Source organism: Bradyrhizobium zhengyangense, from assembly GCF_022012555.1.
GTDB lineage: Bacteria > Pseudomonadota > Alphaproteobacteria > Rhizobiales > Xanthobacteraceae > Bradyrhizobium > Bradyrhizobium zhengyangense.
In genome coordinates this window covers 307454-323910 of sequence record NZ_JAKLTZ010000002.1, presented here as the reverse complement: position 1 = coordinate 323910, position 16457 = coordinate 307454, and the positions used below count along the sequence as shown (strand labels likewise).

The window sequence follows — 16457 nt, the reverse complement described above, 5'->3', positions numbered from 1 at the left end:
AATTCGATTCCCGCTAAAAGTGTAGGGCGGCGCCGGTATCGAGCACAACAAAAAACGGCCAGGTCTTCCGACCCGGCCGCAACGCAAAACGCTACTGGCTAAGCCTACGCCACGCGACGCAACTTAGCCCCCGCCCAACTCTGAAATTCTTTAGCTGGCCTTCTTCTCCGGCGCAGGCGTCGGGCCGACCTTCTTCTGGATGGCGCGCTTCAGCTCGAGGGCGCGCGGCGACAGGGCGTCGGCCTTGGCCTTGAGCAGGAAGGCGTCGAGGCCGCCATTGTGGTCGACGCTCTTCACCGCGTTGGTGGAGACGCGCAGGCGCACGTTGCGCTCCAGGGCTTCGCTGATGAAGGTCACGTTGACCAGGTTCGGCAGGAAGCGGCGCTTGGTCTTGATGTTCGAGTGGCTGACCTTGTGGCCGACGAGGGGGCCCTTGGCCGTCAGTTCGCAGCGGCGAGACATGGCAAAAATCCTTCCGTCTAAACCCCCAATGATTGCGGCCGCCATTCGGGGCGCCACGGGGGCAAATTCTCTGTCCTTGCAGGGAGCGGGCGGACGTATAGGGGGTGAGGGCCGGGACGTCAAGGTTTTGGGCGGGGATAGTGCCCCGAAACAGGTGTCATCGCCCGGCTCGCCGCCTCCGCCAAGGCTTCGGCGGGCCGAGCACCCCCTGGGCCTCGGCGTAGCCTTGGCGGAGCCGGGACCGGGCGATCCAGTATTCCAGAGGCCGGCGTTTGAGAGCCCGGCCTCACCAGATCCGTCTCGGCGTACTGGATACCTCGCCTTCGCGGGGTATGACAGCAGAATGGGCGGGGGGAGGTGTGCGTCCCTGACGCATCGCTAATCACCAAAACGGCAATGTTTAAAACGCCTTACCATCACATAAAGGGCGCAATCGCCGCCGCATAGTCCAGTGAGTTCCCGGCTTATCGCCCTAGGGATACATTGCTTGCGGCCGTAACAGGCTTAAGTAACAACCTCGCTTCCCCGATTGGATCGCCTCGTGCACACGTTCTCCCTCTCATCGCCCCGGCTGCGGTCGGCCGGCAGGCTGGCCTTGGCCGCTATTGCCGGGCTGGCTTTGGCGTGGGCGGCGGAGCCCGCGGCGGCGCAGGGCAAGCTCGAAGCGCAGTACGAGGCGAGCCTATCAGGCATTCCGGTCGGCCGCGGCGCCTGGAACATCGATATCCAGGACGACGTATTCTCCGCGGCGGCCTCCGGCGGCACCACCGGCATTTTGAAATCCTTCGCGGGCGGGTCCGGCACCGGCGCCTCGCAGGGGCGCGTCGTCAATGGCGCGCTGGTTGCCACGGCCTACCAGGCCTCCACCACCACCTCGAAGAAGACCGAAGAGATCCACATCACCCTCGACAAGGGCAATGTGAAGGATTTCGGCATCATCCCGGAGCCGCCCGTCGATGCCGATCGCATCGTCGTCACCGAGGCGCATCGGCGCGGCGTGTTCGATCCGATGACGGCCTCGCTGGTGCGCGTGCCTGGCACCGGCGATCCCCTGTCGCCGGAAGCCTGCCACGGCTCGGCGCCCGTGTTCGACGGCCGCATGCGCTACGAGCTCAAGCTCGATTTCAAGCGCATGGAGACCGTGAAGGCGGAGAAGGGCTATCACGGCCCGGTCGTGGTCTGCGCGCTCTATTTCGTGCCTGTGGCCGGCTACATCCCCGACCGCCCCGTGATCAAATATCTCGCCGCCCAGCGCAACATCGAGATCGCGCTCGCGCCCGTCGCGGGCACCCGGGTCCTGGTTCCATTCTGGCTGAAGATTCCGACGCCCCTGGGGCCGGCGATGCTGGAAGCCACCAGCTTCATCACCACGGCCCAGCCGCCGCGGGTGGCGAAGACGCAGTAGGCTGCTGCGCGCCCCACCAACAGCCGTCATTCCGGGGCGCGCCTCTTTGGCGCGAACCCGGAATCCATCGCTCCGCGGCGACTGTCTCACGATGGATTCCGGGCTCGTCGCTGCGCGACGCCCCGGAATGACTGATATCAATGACTTACCTACTGTGCATGGGGTTGTTTCAATCACATGCCTCGCAGCGCCACCATTCGCCGGGAATCCATTTGACTCCGCCCCGATTCTGATTCGACTCCGCGCCATCCCCAACTTAAGGAAATCCGACACCAAATCGTCGCTTGTGCGGCACCCCAAAACTCCATCTAGTGCACACGCAAAACGAGTCCCACGACACCTTGCGTGAACGGAACAGGACTCACAGGGGAGTCAGCGATTCGGCCGCGATTCGTTCTAGAGTCGTTCCGAAGCTTAAAGGATGAGGAAAAAGCGTCGCAAAGTGAGACAGTTGCGCGAGGTTTGGGGAAGCTGCTCCCACACACCAGGTGTCATCGCCCGGCTTGACCGGGCGATCCAGTACGCCGAGGCGGTTGTGGTTGAGCGGATGGGCCGCGGCGTACTGGATGCCCCGGTCAAGCCGGGGCATGACAGTCGTATGCTTGGCCACGTGCAGCATTCGGAGACATAGCCGACACCTCAGCACCACCCCGCCTTATCAAGCCCTGACATTCCCCCAATCAGCCATTACCTAATCCGGCAGACATGGCCTTTCCTCCCTCCTCCTTTGCTTCCGAGCGCGTGCCCGGCGCTGGCGTCACTGCGGTGCTCGGGCCGACCAACACCGGCAAGACCCATCTCGCCATCGAACGGATGCTCGCGCATTCCTCGGGGCTGATCGGCCTGCCGCTGCGCCTGCTCGCGCGCGAGGTCTATAACAAGATCGTCGCCCGCGTCGGCCCAGAGGCTGTCGCGCTGGTGACGGGCGAGGAGAAGATCAAGCCGAAGAGCCCGCGCTATTGGGTCTCGACCGTCGAGGCGATGCCGCGCGATTTGGACGTCTCCTTCCTCGCCGTCGACGAGATCCAGATCGCCTCCGACCTCGAACGCGGCCACGTCTTCACCGACCGCATCCTCAACCGCCGCGGCCGCGACGAGACGCTGCTGCTGGGTGCTGCGACGATGCGCCCGATCATCGAGCGGCTGTTGCCCGGCGTCTCCATGATCACGCGGCCGCGCCTGTCGCAGCTCGAATTCGCCGGCGATCGCAAGATCACGCGTCAGCCACGCCGCACCGCCATCGTCGCCTTCTCCGCCGACGAGGTCTACGCCATCGCCGAGCTGATCAAGCGCCAGCATGGCGGCGCCGCCGTGGTGCTGGGCTCGCTCTCGCCGCGCACACGCAATGCGCAGGTCGAGATGTTCCAGAACGGCGACGTCGATTATCTCGTCGCCACCGACGCCGTCGGCATGGGCCTCAATCTCGACGTCGACCACGTTGCCTTCGCCTCCGACCGCAAGTTCGACGGCTTTCAGTTCCGAAGGCTGACGCCGGCCGAGTTCGCGCAAGTCGCCGGCCGCGCCGGCCGTGCCACGCGCAACGGCACGTTCGGTACGACGGGCCGCTGCGGCCCGTTCGAGCCCGAGCTCGTGAACGCGCTCCAGAACCACATCTTCGATCCCGTGAAGATGCTGCAATGGCGCAACTCGAAGCTGGATTTCTCCTCCCTCGGCGCGCTCCAGGTCTCGCTGAACCTCGCCCCCGGCCACGAGACGCTGACGCGGGCGCCGATCGCCGAGGACATGCGCGTGCTCGACCACGCCGCCCGCGACGTCGAGGTGCGCGATATCGCGCATGGCAAGGCAGCCGTCGAGCGGCTGTGGGAGGCCTGCCAGGTCCCGGACTACCGGAAACTGTCGCCGGCCGCCCATGCCGAGCTGGTGACGACGCTCTACGGCTTCCTGATGCGGAAGGGCTGTATCCCCGATTCCTGGTTCGCGGCCCAAATCGACCAGGCCGACCGTATCGACGGCGACATCGACACGCTGTCGGCCAGAATCGCGCAGATCCGCACCTGGACCTTCGTCGCCAACCGCCCGGACTGGCTGAAAGACCCCGAACGCTGGCAGGGGACCGCGCGGGATGTCGAAAATAAATTATCGGATGCGCTCCACGAACGCTTGACTGAGCGTTTCGTTGATCGCCGGACCAGTGTATTGATGCGCCGCCTGCGGGAGAACACGAGCTTGAATACGGAAATCGGCAAGACCGGCGAAGTTATCGTCGAAGGCCATGTCATCGGCCGCCTCGATGGCTTCACCTTTGCACCGGATGCGGCGGAAGCCGGCTCCGATGCGAAAGCCTTGCAGGCTGCCGCGCAAGCGGTGCTCGCCGGCGAGATCAATGCGCGCGCCGAAAAACTGGGCAACGCGCCGGACGACCAGTTCGTGCTGACCTCCGACGGCACCATCCGCTGGACCGGCGATGCTGTCGCGCGTCTGACAGCCGCAGAGGAGGCGCTGCATCCGCGCATCCGCATCATCTCGGATGAGCGCCTGACGGGCGGTCCCCGCGACAAGGTGCAGGCGCGGCTCGACCTCTGGCTCAAGACGCATATCGAAAAGCTGCTCGGGCCGATGTTCGAGCTGTCGAAGGCCGAAGACGTCACCGGTATCGCCCGCGGCATCGCCTATCAGCTGGTCGAGGCGCTGGGCGTGCTCGAGCGTCCGAAGATCGCCAACGAGCTGAAGGATCTCGACCAGCCCTCGCGCGCGACGCTGCGTAAGTACGGCGTCCGTTTCGGCGCCTATCACATCTATTTCCCCGGCATCCTCAAGCCCGCCGCGCGTGCGCTCGCTGCGCTCTTGTGGGCGCTGAAGCAGGACAATGTCGATCTCTCGGCGCTGTCGGGCGCCCAGCATCTGGCTTCATCCGGCCGTACTTCGTTCCCGGTCGACAAGAGCTTGCCGCGCGATGCCTATCGCGTGCTCGGCTACAAGCAGGCCGGCGAGCGCGCCGTCCGCGTCGACATTCTGGAGCGCCTTGCGGACCTGATCCGTCCGGCACTCGCTTGGCGCGAGAATTCGCCGGGCGAAAAGCCCGGCGGCGCATTCGATGGCCGCGGCTTTGTGGTGACGCAGGCGATGACCTCGCTCACCGGCTCGGCGGGTGAGGATTTTGCTTCCGTGCTGCGCGCGCTCGGCTATCGCATGGAAAAGCGCGCGCCGCTGCCGCCGAAGCCGGCCGCGCCTGTTGCTGCGGAAACGCCGGCGGCTGAGGCCTCCACCGAGGCGCCTGCGACCGAAGAGGCGGCTGCGCCCGCGGATGCTGCGATCGAGGCCGTCACCGTCGAAGACGCGCCCGGCATGGAGCAGCATGACGAGCCCGCGCACGAAGAGCCGGCGCTCGAAGCCTCGCCCGAAGCGCCCGTCACGCCCGAAGATGCGCCCGGCATCGCGCCGCCGGCGGAAGAGACCGCTGCGCCGGCAGAGGCTGCCGCAGAAACCGCTCCCGCCGAGACCGCCGCAACGGAAGCCGCCGCATCTCCCGACGCTGCCGCGCCTGTCGAGGCGGCGCCGGCTGAAGCTGTCGCTGCGCCCGCCGAGCCCGAGCTCGTCGAAGTCTGGCGTCCCGGTGGCCGTCACGAGGATCGCAAGCCGCGTCACGAGCGTCATCGCCATCAGCGTCACCACAATCAGCGGCCGCAGCACGCGACCGCTGAGGCTGGTGCTGAAGGCGCCACGGCCGCGCCGGGCGAAGCCGCCGAAGGCGCGAAGCCGGGTGAGCGTCGTCACGGTGGTCATCGTCGCGACGGCGGCAGGGACTTCCGCAAGCCGCGCGAAGGTGGCGCCGAGGGCGCACCGCGTCAGGAAGGGCGCGACGACAGGAATCGCAGCTTCCAGGGTAAGGACCGCGACAAGGATCGCGATCGCAACCGCGACAGCAAGAAGTTCGGCGGCGATCGTGACAAAGGCCGCGACAATCGTGGCCGCGACCGTGACAAGGGCAGGGATCGCCGCGACCGCGAGTCCGGTCCGTCGCTGCGGCCCTACGCCTCGAGCGCTGCCCCGCGGGAGCGCGATCGTCCCGCCGACCCGAACTCGCCTTTCGCCAAGCTCGCTGCGCTGAAAGAGCAGCTTTCCGGTCGCAAGGAGTGATCCACGACCGAGCGGCAGCGCCTCGACAAATGGCTGTGGCACGCGCGGGTGGTGAAGGCGCGGACCTCGGCGGCTGAGCTCGTCGAGTCCGGCCACGTCCGCATCAATGGCACGCGCGAGACATCGCCCGGCCATGCGATCAAGATCGGCGACGTCATCACCGTCGCACTCGATCGCACCGTGCGCGTGCTGAAGGTGACCGGCTTCAACGAGCGCCGCGGCGACGCCGCCTCGGCGCGCGTGCTTTACGAGGAGCTCGGCGACGTAAAGCGCAATTAATTGCGCTCTTCGTTCATTTCTTGGTCGATCAACCACATAAAGCCGTCATGATCGGGGCTTCCCGACCTTGCAGCGCGGGGCCATCCGCGCTACGCAAGCCGCGACTTTTAAGAGAGCTTTTCGGAGCGTTGGATGACTTACGTCGTCACTGAAAACTGCATCAAGTGCAAGTACACCGACTGCGTCGAGGTCTGCCCCGTCGACTGTTTCTACGAGGGCGAGAACATGCTGGTCATCCATCCTGACGAATGCATCGATTGCGGCGTGTGCGAGCCGGAATGCCCCGCGGACGCCATCAAGCCGGACACCGAGCCGGGTCTGGAAAAGTGGCTCGAGGTGAACTCCGAATACGCCAAGAGCTGGCCGAATATCACCCAGAAGAAAGAATCACCTGCCGACGCCGAGGAGTTCGACGGGCAGGCGGGCAAGTTCGAGAAATATTTTTCTAAGAACCCCGGCTCCGGAGACTAAAATCCGGCGCAAACTTAACCCTAATACCTTCGTCAGCGCCGAAAACCAGCCCCCAAGACCCCTAAATCATTGATTTTTGCGGGAAATGTGCTATATTGGGCACATTAAGCCGAACCCCGTCAGCCCCGTTGGCCCCTCTGGGTTCCCGTGAAACCAAATGTCGAAACAGGGGCGTGGCAGTTTCCGCGCGCAGGCTGTGTCACAGAAAACGCGTAAAAAGAGTACTTCAGCGAGGGCTTCCCATAAGGAGGCCAAAAAAGTCGCCGCGGCCAGCCGTAGCGCATCCAAGGGTCGGACCGCGACTAAGGCGCCGGCTGCAAAGTCCTCGAAGAAAAGAAGTGCAATGCCTAACAAGACTGCCAAACCGGCCGCGAAAGCGACCGTTGCCAAGCCTGCTGCTGCCAAGCCTGCTGTTGCCAAGGCTCCCGCTGCCAAGCCCGTTGCTCCGAAGGCTCCTGTTGCTGCCGCCCCTGCCAAGGCCCCCGTTGCTGCTGCCAAGCCGGCCGTGAAGGCTGCTGCACCTGCGCCGAAGGTCGAGGAAAAGAAGGTCGTGACCCAGCGTCAGGGCTTCAAGGCCAATGAATTCGTCGTCTATCCCGCTCACGGCGTCGGCCAGATCCTGGCCATCGAGGAGCAGGAGATCGCCGGTGCGAAGCTCGAGCTGTTCGTCATCAACTTCATCAAGGACAAGATGACGCTGCGCGTTCCGACCGCCAAGGTCGCCAATGTTGGCATGCGCAAGCTGTCCGAGCCGGCGCTGGTGAAGAAGGCGCTGGAGACCCTCAAGGGCCGCGCCCGCGTCAAGCGCACCATGTGGTCGCGCCGCGCCCAGGAATACGAAGCGAAGATCAACTCGGGCGACATCGTCGCGATCGCGGAAGTCGTGCGCGACCTCTATCGCTCGGAGTCGCAGCCGGAGCAGTCCTACAGCGAACGCCAGCTCTATGAAGCGGCGCTCGATCGCCTCTCCCGCGAGATCGCGGTGGTGCAGCACTCGACCGAGACCGAAGCGGTCAAGGAAATCGAGGCCCAGCTCGCCAAGAGCCCGCGCCGTGCCAATGCCAAGGCGGAAGCCGCCGATGGCGAAGGCGAGGCGGATGCCGAGGGCGATACCGACGATACCGATGGCGACGACACCACGGTCGCCGACGAGGCCGCGTAAGCATCTCGTCGCATCGATCGCAACAGATCAAAAGCCCGGCCGCTCGGCCGGGCTTTTTGTTTGGGTGCGTGATCCAACGGCGGCCGAGCCTCGCCTTGGTCACGCCCGCGGCTGGGTCCAGATCGCGATCGGCCGCTCGAGCCCGCGGATCGCCTGGGGATCGCGGGCGATCAACGATGCAAAGGCGTCGGCGGTGCTGCCGAGCTCCAGCTTGGCGCGACTGACGAGGTCGTTGCTCGCCACCAGCGCGCAGTCGAGCGCGCGCGTCAGCCCCTCCAGTCGGCTTGCGGCATTGACGGTCGCACCGATCACGGCAAATTCCAGACAGGTGTGCCCGATATCGCCGAGCACCACCGGTCCGTAATGCAGGCCGAAGCTGACACGCATTGGCGGCTCACCCGATGCCGTTCGCTGCGCGCTCCATCGGTCCGCTGCCGCGATCATGGCCTGGGCACAGCGCAACGCGTTGCTGGCGTCGCGCGGGCCTGCGAAGGGGGTGCCGAATGTCGCCATCAATCCATCGCCCAGATATTTGTCCAGCGTGCCCTCGTGGCGGAAAACCTCCTGCTCCATCAATCCGTGGAACTCGCGCAACGTCCGCACCACTTCGTCCGGAGAGCGCACATCGGCAAAGGCCGTGAAGCCGACGATGTCCACGAACAGCACCGCGATGTCCTGGGTGCGCACCTGCTTCAACGGCTCGTCGTGCTTCGATAATTCCGTGACGACATTGGGCGAGAAGTAGCGCGCAAGGTTGCCGCGTTCCCGCTCCACCGCGGCGTGTCTGATCAATAGATCATTGCTGCGGCGAACCGCGAGCGCCAGCGTTACGGCCACGATCAGGAAGACGACGATTTCCTGGATGCGGAGGCCGAATCCGATCGCAGTGGGTGAGATCAGCGCGAGCAGCCTGTGATCGCCGCCCACCGCCTCTGCAATGCGGGCGGTCAGCGCGGGATCGCGATCAGGTTGCCACCACACCCAGGCCGCGCCGATCGTCCAAAGCGCTGCCGTCCATGTTCCGACTGCAACCACGGTTCGCCAGGAATAGGCCAGCGTGGCGCCCGCGAGCAGCACGAAGAAGTAGATGAAGTTGCCGAAATGGTATTGCATCGCCACCGGCCAGTGCGTCGTGCCGAAGGGGTTCGGGACGACGATGACGAATGTGAGCAGCGCCAGATCGCAGAACAGAAGCGCCAATTCCGATCGCGATACGCCGACCCTGACCTGCGCCCAGCCGATCAGCGCGAACAGGCTGAGCAACGCCACGTAATAGAGCTGGTCCCATGCCGGGTTGATGGCTAGCAGCAGGCAGGCGATGACGGCCAGCGCGACATAGCGCGCTCGCACGGCGAGTTGCAGGCCCTCCCTCTTGCCGGCCTCGAGCGCTGCCTGTGCAAACTGAACGGTTTCGGTGTCGCGCTGGCTGCGCGCAAGCGACGGCGCGGCGGACGAGCCGAGGCGCTCGACGAGCATTGTCACGGGGCGGTCTCCTCGCTTGGGCCGTTGCAGCACAGCGGCGGCCGTCAGCCACCGCATCGGGCACTCTAGTGATGCATGGCCGCGAGGTCATCAGCTCGCGCGAGTGTTTTCCTCCCCGCGCGGCGAACCGCTCACTTCACCGGCCGCTTCTCGAGCTTCCTCGCCAGCGTGCGCCGGTGCATGCCCAGGCGCCTTGCCGCTTCCGAGATGTTGAAATCCGTCTCGATCAGCGTCTGGTGAATCCGCTCCCATTCCAGCGTCTTGATCGAGGTCGGCCGCACGTCCAGCGCGACCTCGGCGTTGCCTTCGGCCTTGGTGAAGGCGGCTTCGATGTCGTCGGTGTTGGAGGGCTTTGCGAGGTAATGGCAGGCGCCAAGCTTGATGGCCTCGACGGCGGTCGAGATGCTGGCGAAGCCCGTCAGCACCACGATCAGCATCTCCTCATCGTGGGTATGCAGCAGCTCGACGCAGGCAAGCCCAGAGGCACCGCCGAGCTTGAGGTCGACCACGGCGTAGCCGAACGATCGGTCCTCAAGAACCTTCCGGACGTCCTCGATCGAAGCAGCGAGCACGACCTCGTAGCCGCGGCGCTCGAACGAGCGCTTCAACGTGCGCGCAAAGCCTTCGTCGTCCTCGACGACGATGAGCGAACGGTCAGGCGTCAAAGCTGCCTCCGATCGCGAGCGTGGCGAGCGGCAGGGTCAGGCGTACGGTGGCGCCACGTTTCCTGTGGTTCTCCGCGGTCACGCTGCCCCCCAGCTTACGCACCACGTTGACCACCAGGAACAGGCCGAGCCCGCCGCCGGCGCGGCCCTTGCTCGACTGATAGGGCTTTCCGAGCTGGGCCAGCATTTCCGGCGCGAAGCCCGGGCCGCGGTCGCTGATCGAGAGCACCAGATTGTCGCCTTCGCGCTCGGCGAGCAGTTCCACCCATTCGCGCGAGACTTCATAGGCATTGTCGAGCACGTTGAAGATCACCTGCTTCAGCGCGACGTCCGAGACGATCGCGACATCCTCACCAAAGGTGTTGGTGAAATAGAGCGTCCGCGCCGAGCGGGCGTCGCGCCATTCCTCGACCAGCGCGGTGACGAAGGCGGTCACGGTCGTCGGCGAGGATCCTTCGCCGCGCGCCTCGCCGGCCGATACCAGAATCCCCGTTACGATGCTTTTGCAGCGTTGCAGGGAGGTCTCCATCTCCGTGAGATCTTCTGCGAGCTCCTGATCGGCGGCGAGATCGGGCATGCGGCGCCAGTCGCTGAGGATGACGGAGAGCGAGGCGAGCGGCGTGCCGAGCTCATGTGCCGCGCCGGAGGCGAGCAGGCCCATGCGGACGATGTGGTCCTGCTCGGCGGCATGCTGGCGCAGCGCCGCCAGATGCGCGTCGCGCTGGCGCAAATTCCTGTTGATGCGGGTGACGAACACGACCAGCAGCACGGCGTTGAGAACGAAGCCCAGCAGCATGCCGGTGACGGTGAGCGTGTAGGTCTCGCTGAGGGGATTTGGCGGCAGGTCGAGCGGTCGGTAGGCCATGGTCAGCCACACGAAGCTCGCGCAGCTCAGTGCCACCAGCGACCAGGTCGAGCGGGCATCGAGCAGCACCGCGCCGAGCGTGACCTGGAGCAGGAACAGCGAGGTGAAGGGATTGGTCGCGCCGCCGCTGAGATAGAGCTGTGCAGTCAGCGCCGCGACGTCGAGCATCAGCGCGACCAGCAGCTCGTTGTTGGTGATCGCGGCGCGATGGCGCACCCAGACCAGGCTTGAGACGTTGAGCAGCACCAACGCGCCGATCACCGCGCCCATGCGGGTCAGGGGCAGGGGAATGCCAAGCCAAAAATGCGCGCCGCCGATGGTCACGATCTGGCCGACCACCGCGGTCCAGCGCAGCTGGATCAGCAGCGCCATGTTCTTGCGGTTGGTCTCATCGTCGGTGGGGGCAGCGCCGATCAGCTCGCTGCGCGCGTCCGCCTGCGATTGCAGCGTGACAGCCAGCTCGCCCAAACTAGTCCCGTCGTCAGGTCGGTTCGACGATCGTTCCAGCATCTGATCCCGTCCTGCGGGCGGAGGCGTCTGGGCCGCCGGCCGGTTCGTGGACGAAGCGTTGGCGGCGGAACAGCCCGCCGCGAAATGTGACGAAAAGTCTGCCAGCCAGCATGAAAGCCAGGGCAAACCACGTCAGCGCGTAGATCAGGTGGTTATTGGGAAAGCGGATCACGGTCAATCCGCCGATGGGACCGCCAGCGGATTGTGATCCGGCGTCCGCATCGATGAAAAAGGGCGCCACATTCTGGAGATCGCGGGCCGCCGCAATCGCGGCGACATCCCGCGAATACCAGCGGTTGTGCTGAGGCACGTTGTCCCTGAGGAATCCGCCCTTCGGCTCGGTGACGCGCAAGAGGCCTGCGACCACGACCTGGCCGTCCGGATTGCCGCCCTGGCGCGTCGATGGGTCACGTCGCTCCGACGGCACGAAGCCGCGGTTGATCAGGACAGTGGTGCCGTCATCGCGCTGGAGCGGCGTCAGCACCCAATAGCCAGGGCCTTCCTCGGTGACGGCCTGAACGAGGGTCTCGCGGTCGTGCAGGAAGCGGCCGGAGACGTCGACATGCCGGTATTCGTCGTTTGCGGCACTGATGGTCGGCCATGAAGTCCGCGAGGGGAGCGGCTGCGCCGGGGCGTGGACGCGCTGCTCGACCCGGTCGATCAGCGCCAGCTTCCAGGCGCGGCGCTCGACCTGCCAGACGCCGAGGGCCATCAAAACGACGAAAGCGATGAGCGAGAGGACCGTGAGCCACAAGGAGGGGCGATGCGCTGCGCTTGCGGGGCTGCGCGGTTCGTTATCCCTCTGGCTCACGGGATCGCTCACTTCATTCCCGTCATCTCGTGGATCGGCATCATGTTGCTGTTGAGGTGGTTCATCACCCACAGCGAACCCGACAGCGCGATCACCACCATGACGATGGTGAAGATCAACGCCATCATGCTCCAGCCGTTCTCGGACTTGGGGCTCATGTGCAGGAAGTAGATCATGTGCACGACGATCTGCACGACCGCGAAGGCCATGATGACCAGCGCGGTGATCTGCTTGCTCGGCAGCGTGCCGCTCATCACCAGCCAGAACGGGATCGCGGTCAGCACCACCGAGAGCACGAAGCCGAGCATGTAGCCCGAGAAGGTGCTTTGGGCGTGGCCGTCGTCGTGGTGATGGTCGCCCGCGTGCGCGGCGTGGGTATCGGTGCTCATCGCAGAACTCCCAGGAGATAGACGAAGGTGAAGACGCCGATCCAGACCACGTCGAGGAAATGCCAGAACATCGACAGGCACATCAGGCGGCGGCGGTTGGCCTCGATCAGGCCGAAGCGCCAGACCTGCACTATGAGGGTCACCAGCCAGATCAGGCCGCAGGAGACGTGCAGGCCGTGGGTGCCGACCAGGGTGAAGAAGGCGGACAGGAAGGCGCTGCGCTGGGGCGTTGCGCCCTCATGGATCATGTGGGCGAACTCGGTGAGCTCGATGCCGATGAAGGCGGCGCCGAACAGGCCGGTGATCAGGAGCCACATCTGCGTCTGCGCGATCTTGTTCTGCTGCATCGTCAGCATGGCAAAACCGTAGGTGATCGACGACAGCAGCAGCATCGAGGTGTTCACTGCGACCAGGTTGAGGTCGAACAGGTCCTTCGGCGCGGGGCCGGCGGCGTAGTTGGCGCCGAGTACGCCGAAGGCGGCGAACAGCATCGCGAAGATGAGACAGTCGCTCATCAGGTAGATCCAGAAGCCGAGCGAGGTGCTGTAGCCTTCCGGATGCGGATGTTCGTCGGCGAGGTAGAAGACCGGTTCGCCGGTCTGGGCGGGATTGACAGCGACAGTCATTTACTTGGCTCCGGCGAGCAGTTTGGTGCGCGAGTCCTCGGTCCGGATGACGTCATCAGCCGGAATGTCGAAGTCGCGGTGATAGTTGAAGGTGTGACCGATCCCGACGGCGAGCATCGCGACGAAGCTCAAGGCGGCCAGCCACCACATGTACCAGATCAGACCAAAACCCATCGCGGTGGCGAAGCCGGCGAGGATGATGCCGGTGCCGGTGCTGCGGGGCATGTGGATCGATTTGAATCCCATGAGCGGACGCTGATAGCCGCGCTTCTTCATGTCCCACCAGGCATCATTGTCGTGAACGACGGGGGTAAAGGCGAAGTTGTAGTCCGGCGGCGGCGAGGAGGTCGCCCATTCCAGCGTGCGCGCATCCCAGGGATCGCCGGTTACGTCCTTGAGCTGCTCGCGCTTGAGGAAGGAGACCGCGAACTGCATCAGCATCGAGAGAATGCCGAGGAAGACGAGGCCGGCGCCGATCGCGGCGATGACAAACCAGATCTGAAGCGAGGGATCGTCGAAAACGCGCAGGCGGCGGGTCACGCCCATCAGGCCGAGCACGTAGAGCGGCATGAAGGCCATGTAGAAGCCGGTGACCCAGAACCAGAACGACATCTTGCCCCAGAACGGATCGAGCTTGAAGCCGAATGCCTTCGGGAACCAGTAGTTGATGCCGGCGAACGCTCCGAACACCACGCCGCCGATGATCACGTTGTGGAAGTGCGCGATCAGGAACAGGCTGTTGTGCAGCACGAAGTCGGCCGGCGGCACCGCGAGCAGAACGCCGGTCATGCCGCCGATCACGAAGGTCAGCATGAAGGCAATCGTCCACATCATCGGCAGCTCGTAGCGGATGCGGCCGCGATACATCGTGAACAGCCAGTTGAACATCTTCGCGCCCGTCGGGATCGAGATGATCATCGTGGTGATGCCAAAGAACGAGTTGACGCTGGCACCCGAGCCCATCGTGAAGAAGTGGTGCAGCCACACCAGGTACGACAGGATGGTGATGACGACCGTGGCGTAGACCATCGAGGTGTAGCCGAACAGCCGCTTGCCGGAGAAGGTCGAGGTGACTTCCGAGAAGATGCCGAAGGCGGGCAGAACCAGGATGTAGACCTCAGGGTGACCCCAGATCCAGATCAGGTTCACGTACATCATCGGGCTGCCGCCGAAATCGTTGGTGAAGAAGTTGGTGCCGACATAGCGATCGAGCGAGAGCAGCGCGAGCACGACGGTCAGGACGGGGAAGGAGGCGACGATCAGGATGTTGGTGCAGAGCGAGGTCCAGGTGAACACCGGCATCCGCATCATGGTCATGCCGGGGCAGCGCAGCTTGACGATGGTGCAGATCAGGTTGATGCCCGACAAGGTCGTTCCGACGCCGGCGACCTGCAGCGCCCAGATGTAATAGTCGACGCCGACATCAGGACTGTAGCCGATGTTCGACAGCGGCGGATAAGCCAGCCACCCAGTGCGGGCGAATTCGCCGATGAACAGCGAGGCCATCACCAGCACCGCGCCGCCGACCGTCATCCAGAAGCTGAAATTGTTCAGGAACGGGAACGACACGTCGCGGGCGCCGATCTGGAGCGGCACGACATAGTTCATCAGCCCGGTCACCAGCGGCATCGCCACGAAGAAGATCATGATCACGCCGTGGGCTGTGAAGACCTGGTCGTAGTGATGGGCGGGCAGGAAGCCTTCCGAGCCGTTGAATGCGAGTGCCTGCTGCGCGCGCATCATCAGGGCGTCGGCGAAGCCGCGCAGCAGCATCACGATGCCGAGGATCATGTACATGATGCCGATGCGCTTGTGGTCCACCGTGGTGAACCACTCGCGCCACAGATAGCCCCAGAGGCGGAAATAGGTGAGGCCGGCGAGCAGCGTGACGCCGCCGAGCGCGACCATCACGAAGGTGCCGACGAGGATCGGCTCGTGGAACGGCAGCGAATCGATGCCGAGACGGCCGAAGATGAACTTGAGAAGATCAGGAGACATGCTGGATCTCTTTAGGAGTCTGACTTCGGACGCTGTCCGATGAAGAAGGACGAGGACTTCAGCGGCGCAAAAGTCGGCCGCTTCAGGCCGGCGCCGGCGAGCGGCGCGGTGTCGAGCGGCGCCTTGATCGACGCCGTGGTCTGGCCTTGCGGCGCCTCCGGCGTGCAGGTGCCGGCGACGAACACAGGCTCGGGACCGAGCACGGTGCCGCGGCGCGCGTACTTGTCGTAGGAGAGCGGCAGGGTGTTGTTCAGGCCCTCATGGCCGTTGCCGCCCTTGGCGTCGATCGCCATCATCTCGCTCTGGCACATCTTGCCGGTCTCGACGCACATGTTGAGGATCAGGCGATAGAGATCGGCATCGACCGTGCCCCAGCGGCGCACTGGCTCGTTCTCGCTGGGCTTCTCGAGCTGGAGATATTCGGCGCGGCCGAGCGAGCCGCCGGCCGATTTGGCTTGCGCGACCCAGGCGTCAAATCCCTTGTCGTCAAGTCCGTGGAAGTTGAAGTGCATGCCGGAGAAGCCGGCGCCGCTGTAGTTCGCCGAAAAACCCCTGTAAGTGCCGGCGTGGTTGATCACAGCGTGGAGCGATGTCTCCATGCCCGGCATCGCATAGATCTGTCCGGCGAGCGCTGGAATGTAGAACGAGTTCATCACCGATGACGCGGTGATGTGGAAATTGATCGGGCGGTCAACCGGCGCTGCGAGCTCGTTGACGGTGGCGATGCCGTAGTCGGGGTAGATAAAGAGCCACTTCCAGTCGAGCGCGACGACATCGACGTCGAGCGGAGCCTTGGACTGGTCGACGGCACGCTCCGCATGGATGCGGCCGATGTTGCGGTAGGGGTCGAGCAGATGCGTGCCCATCCAGGTCAGCGCGCCCAGGCAAACGATGATCAGTAGCGGCGCCGACCAGATCACCAGCTCGAGCTTGGTCGAGTGGTCCCAATCCGGCTCGTAGCGGGCGGATGTGTTGGACTGGCGGTAGCGCCAGGCGAACAGCACCGTCAGCGCCATCACGGGGACGACGATCAGGAGCATCAGGACGGTGGAGATGATGACGAGGTCGCGCTGTTGCGCCGCGATATCGCCGGCTGGCGCCAGCACGATGTAGTTGCAGCCGCTGAGCGCGGCTGCCAGGGGTAGCAGCGCCAGGATCTTGAGACGGGGCACGGGCCGAGCCTTATGAGAATGAGTTTCCTTTGCGGGGCCAATGGGTAGCTGCGGCGCAGCAA

At 64.7% G+C, this 16457-nt stretch carries 13 protein-coding genes and 1 pseudogene; 5 read left to right on the top strand and 9 right to left on the bottom strand.

The annotated features are described in order from the left end of the window. Positions 1–150: 150 nt before the first annotated feature. Positions 151–462, bottom strand: a complete 312-nt coding sequence (gene rpmB, locus L6639_RS06805; protein WP_237860058.1) for a 50S ribosomal protein L28 — start codon at positions 460–462, stop codon at positions 151–153. Positions 463–1057: 595 nt separating this feature from the next. On the opposite strand from rpmB, the gene L6639_RS06800 reads away from it, so the two are divergent. The 5 genes and pseudogenes from L6639_RS06800 (at position 1058) to L6639_RS06780 (ending at position 7877) form a co-directional block, all read left to right on the top strand. Beyond that, positions 1058–1867, top strand: a complete 810-nt coding sequence (locus L6639_RS06800) for a DUF3108 domain-containing protein (protein WP_237860055.1) — start codon at positions 1058–1060, stop codon at positions 1865–1867. Positions 1868–2572: 705 nt separating this feature from the next. Next, complete coding sequence (locus L6639_RS06795) at positions 2573–5965, top strand: helicase-related protein (protein ID WP_237860052.1); 3393 nt, start codon at positions 2573–2575, stop codon at positions 5963–5965. A 9-nt stretch (positions 5966–5974) separates the two neighbouring features. After that, positions 5975–6244, top strand: a pseudogene (locus L6639_RS06790) (RNA-binding S4 domain-containing protein); the annotation flags it as partial. Positions 6245–6376: 132 nt separating this feature from the next. Continuing rightward, positions 6377–6715, top strand: a complete 339-nt coding sequence (gene fdxA / locus L6639_RS06785) for a ferredoxin FdxA (RefSeq protein ID WP_128949385.1) — start codon at positions 6377–6379, stop codon at positions 6713–6715. A gap of 343 nt (positions 6716–7058) precedes the next feature. Beyond that, positions 7059–7877 (top strand): CarD family transcriptional regulator, encoded by an 819-nt coding sequence (locus L6639_RS06780; RefSeq protein WP_237860047.1) that lies wholly within the window; start codon positions 7059–7061, stop codon positions 7875–7877. A gap of 99 nt (positions 7878–7976) precedes the next feature. Here L6639_RS06780 and L6639_RS06775 read toward each other — a convergent pair whose 3' ends face one another. The 8 genes from L6639_RS06775 to cyoA all read right to left on the bottom strand — a co-directional run bounded on the left by L6639_RS06775 (position 7977) and on the right by cyoA (position 16395). Beyond that, positions 7977–9353 carry an adenylate/guanylate cyclase domain-containing protein gene (locus L6639_RS06775; RefSeq protein WP_237861297.1) on the bottom strand — a complete coding sequence of 459 codons (1377 nt, stop codon included), beginning with the start codon at positions 9351–9353 and terminating at the stop codon, positions 7977–7979. A 137-nt stretch (positions 9354–9490) separates the two neighbouring features. Then, the gene (locus tag L6639_RS06770) at positions 9491–10024 is read right to left on the bottom strand and encodes a response regulator transcription factor (protein WP_092233395.1); all 534 of its coding nucleotides are present in this window, start codon (positions 10022–10024) and stop codon (positions 9491–9493) included. Then, the gene (locus L6639_RS06765) at positions 10014–11399 is read right to left on the bottom strand and encodes an ATP-binding protein (protein WP_237860045.1); all 1386 of its coding nucleotides are present in this window, start codon (positions 11397–11399) and stop codon (positions 10014–10016) included. Before L6639_RS06765 ends, L6639_RS06770 begins: the two co-directional genes overlap by 11 nt. Beyond that, entirely contained in the window at positions 11371–12210 is an 840-nt protein-coding gene (locus L6639_RS06760) for an SURF1 family protein (protein WP_237860043.1), read from the bottom strand. The genes L6639_RS06765 and L6639_RS06760 overlap by 29 nt, the downstream gene beginning before the upstream one ends. Before the next feature lie 8 nt (positions 12211–12218). Beyond that, the gene (cyoD, locus tag L6639_RS06755) at positions 12219–12599 is read right to left on the bottom strand and encodes a cytochrome o ubiquinol oxidase subunit IV (protein WP_237860041.1); all 381 of its coding nucleotides are present in this window, start codon (positions 12597–12599) and stop codon (positions 12219–12221) included. Then, positions 12596–13225: a cytochrome o ubiquinol oxidase subunit III gene (gene cyoC / locus L6639_RS06750; RefSeq protein ID WP_237860040.1), complete on the bottom strand. Its 630-nt coding sequence runs from the start codon at positions 13223–13225 to the stop codon at positions 12596–12598. The genes cyoD and cyoC overlap by 4 nt, the downstream gene beginning before the upstream one ends. Then, positions 13226–15223 (bottom strand): cytochrome o ubiquinol oxidase subunit I, encoded by a 1998-nt coding sequence (cyoB, locus tag L6639_RS06745; protein ID WP_237860038.1) that lies wholly within the window; start codon positions 15221–15223, stop codon positions 13226–13228. 11 nt (positions 15224–15234) lie between these two features. Continuing rightward, complete coding sequence (gene cyoA / locus L6639_RS06740; RefSeq protein ID WP_237860036.1) at positions 15235–16395, bottom strand: ubiquinol oxidase subunit II; 1161 nt, start codon at positions 16393–16395, stop codon at positions 15235–15237. Between the last annotated feature and the right edge of the window lie 62 nt (positions 16396–16457).

Bases quoted from the DNA above. Each gene is read 5' to 3' on its own strand.
- cyoC (WP_237860040.1), bottom strand. From the start codon at position 13,225: ATGACTGTCGCTGTCAATCCCGCCCAGACCGGCGAACCGGTCTTCTAC.
- fdxA (WP_128949385.1), top strand. From the start codon at position 6,377: ATGACTTACGTCGTCACTGAAAACTGCATCAAGTGCAAGTACACCGAC.
- rpmB (WP_237860058.1), bottom strand. From the start codon at position 462: ATGTCTCGCCGCTGCGAACTGACGGCCAAGGGCCCCCTCGTCGGCCAC.
- L6639_RS06780 (WP_237860047.1), top strand. From the start codon at position 7,059: ATGCCTAACAAGACTGCCAAACCGGCCGCGAAAGCGACCGTTGCCAAG.
- L6639_RS06775 (WP_237861297.1), bottom strand. From the start codon at position 9,353: ATGCTCGTCGAGCGCCTCGGCTCGTCCGCCGCGCCGTCGCTTGCGCGC.
- L6639_RS06795 (WP_237860052.1), top strand. From the start codon at position 2,573: ATGGCCTTTCCTCCCTCCTCCTTTGCTTCCGAGCGCGTGCCCGGCGCT.
- L6639_RS06765 (WP_237860045.1), bottom strand. From the start codon at position 11,399: ATGCTGGAACGATCGTCGAACCGACCTGACGACGGGACTAGTTTGGGC.
- cyoD (WP_237860041.1), bottom strand. From the start codon at position 12,599: ATGAGCACCGATACCCACGCCGCGCACGCGGGCGACCATCACCACGAC.
- cyoB (WP_237860038.1), bottom strand. From the start codon at position 15,223: ATGTCTCCTGATCTTCTCAAGTTCATCTTCGGCCGTCTCGGCATCGAT.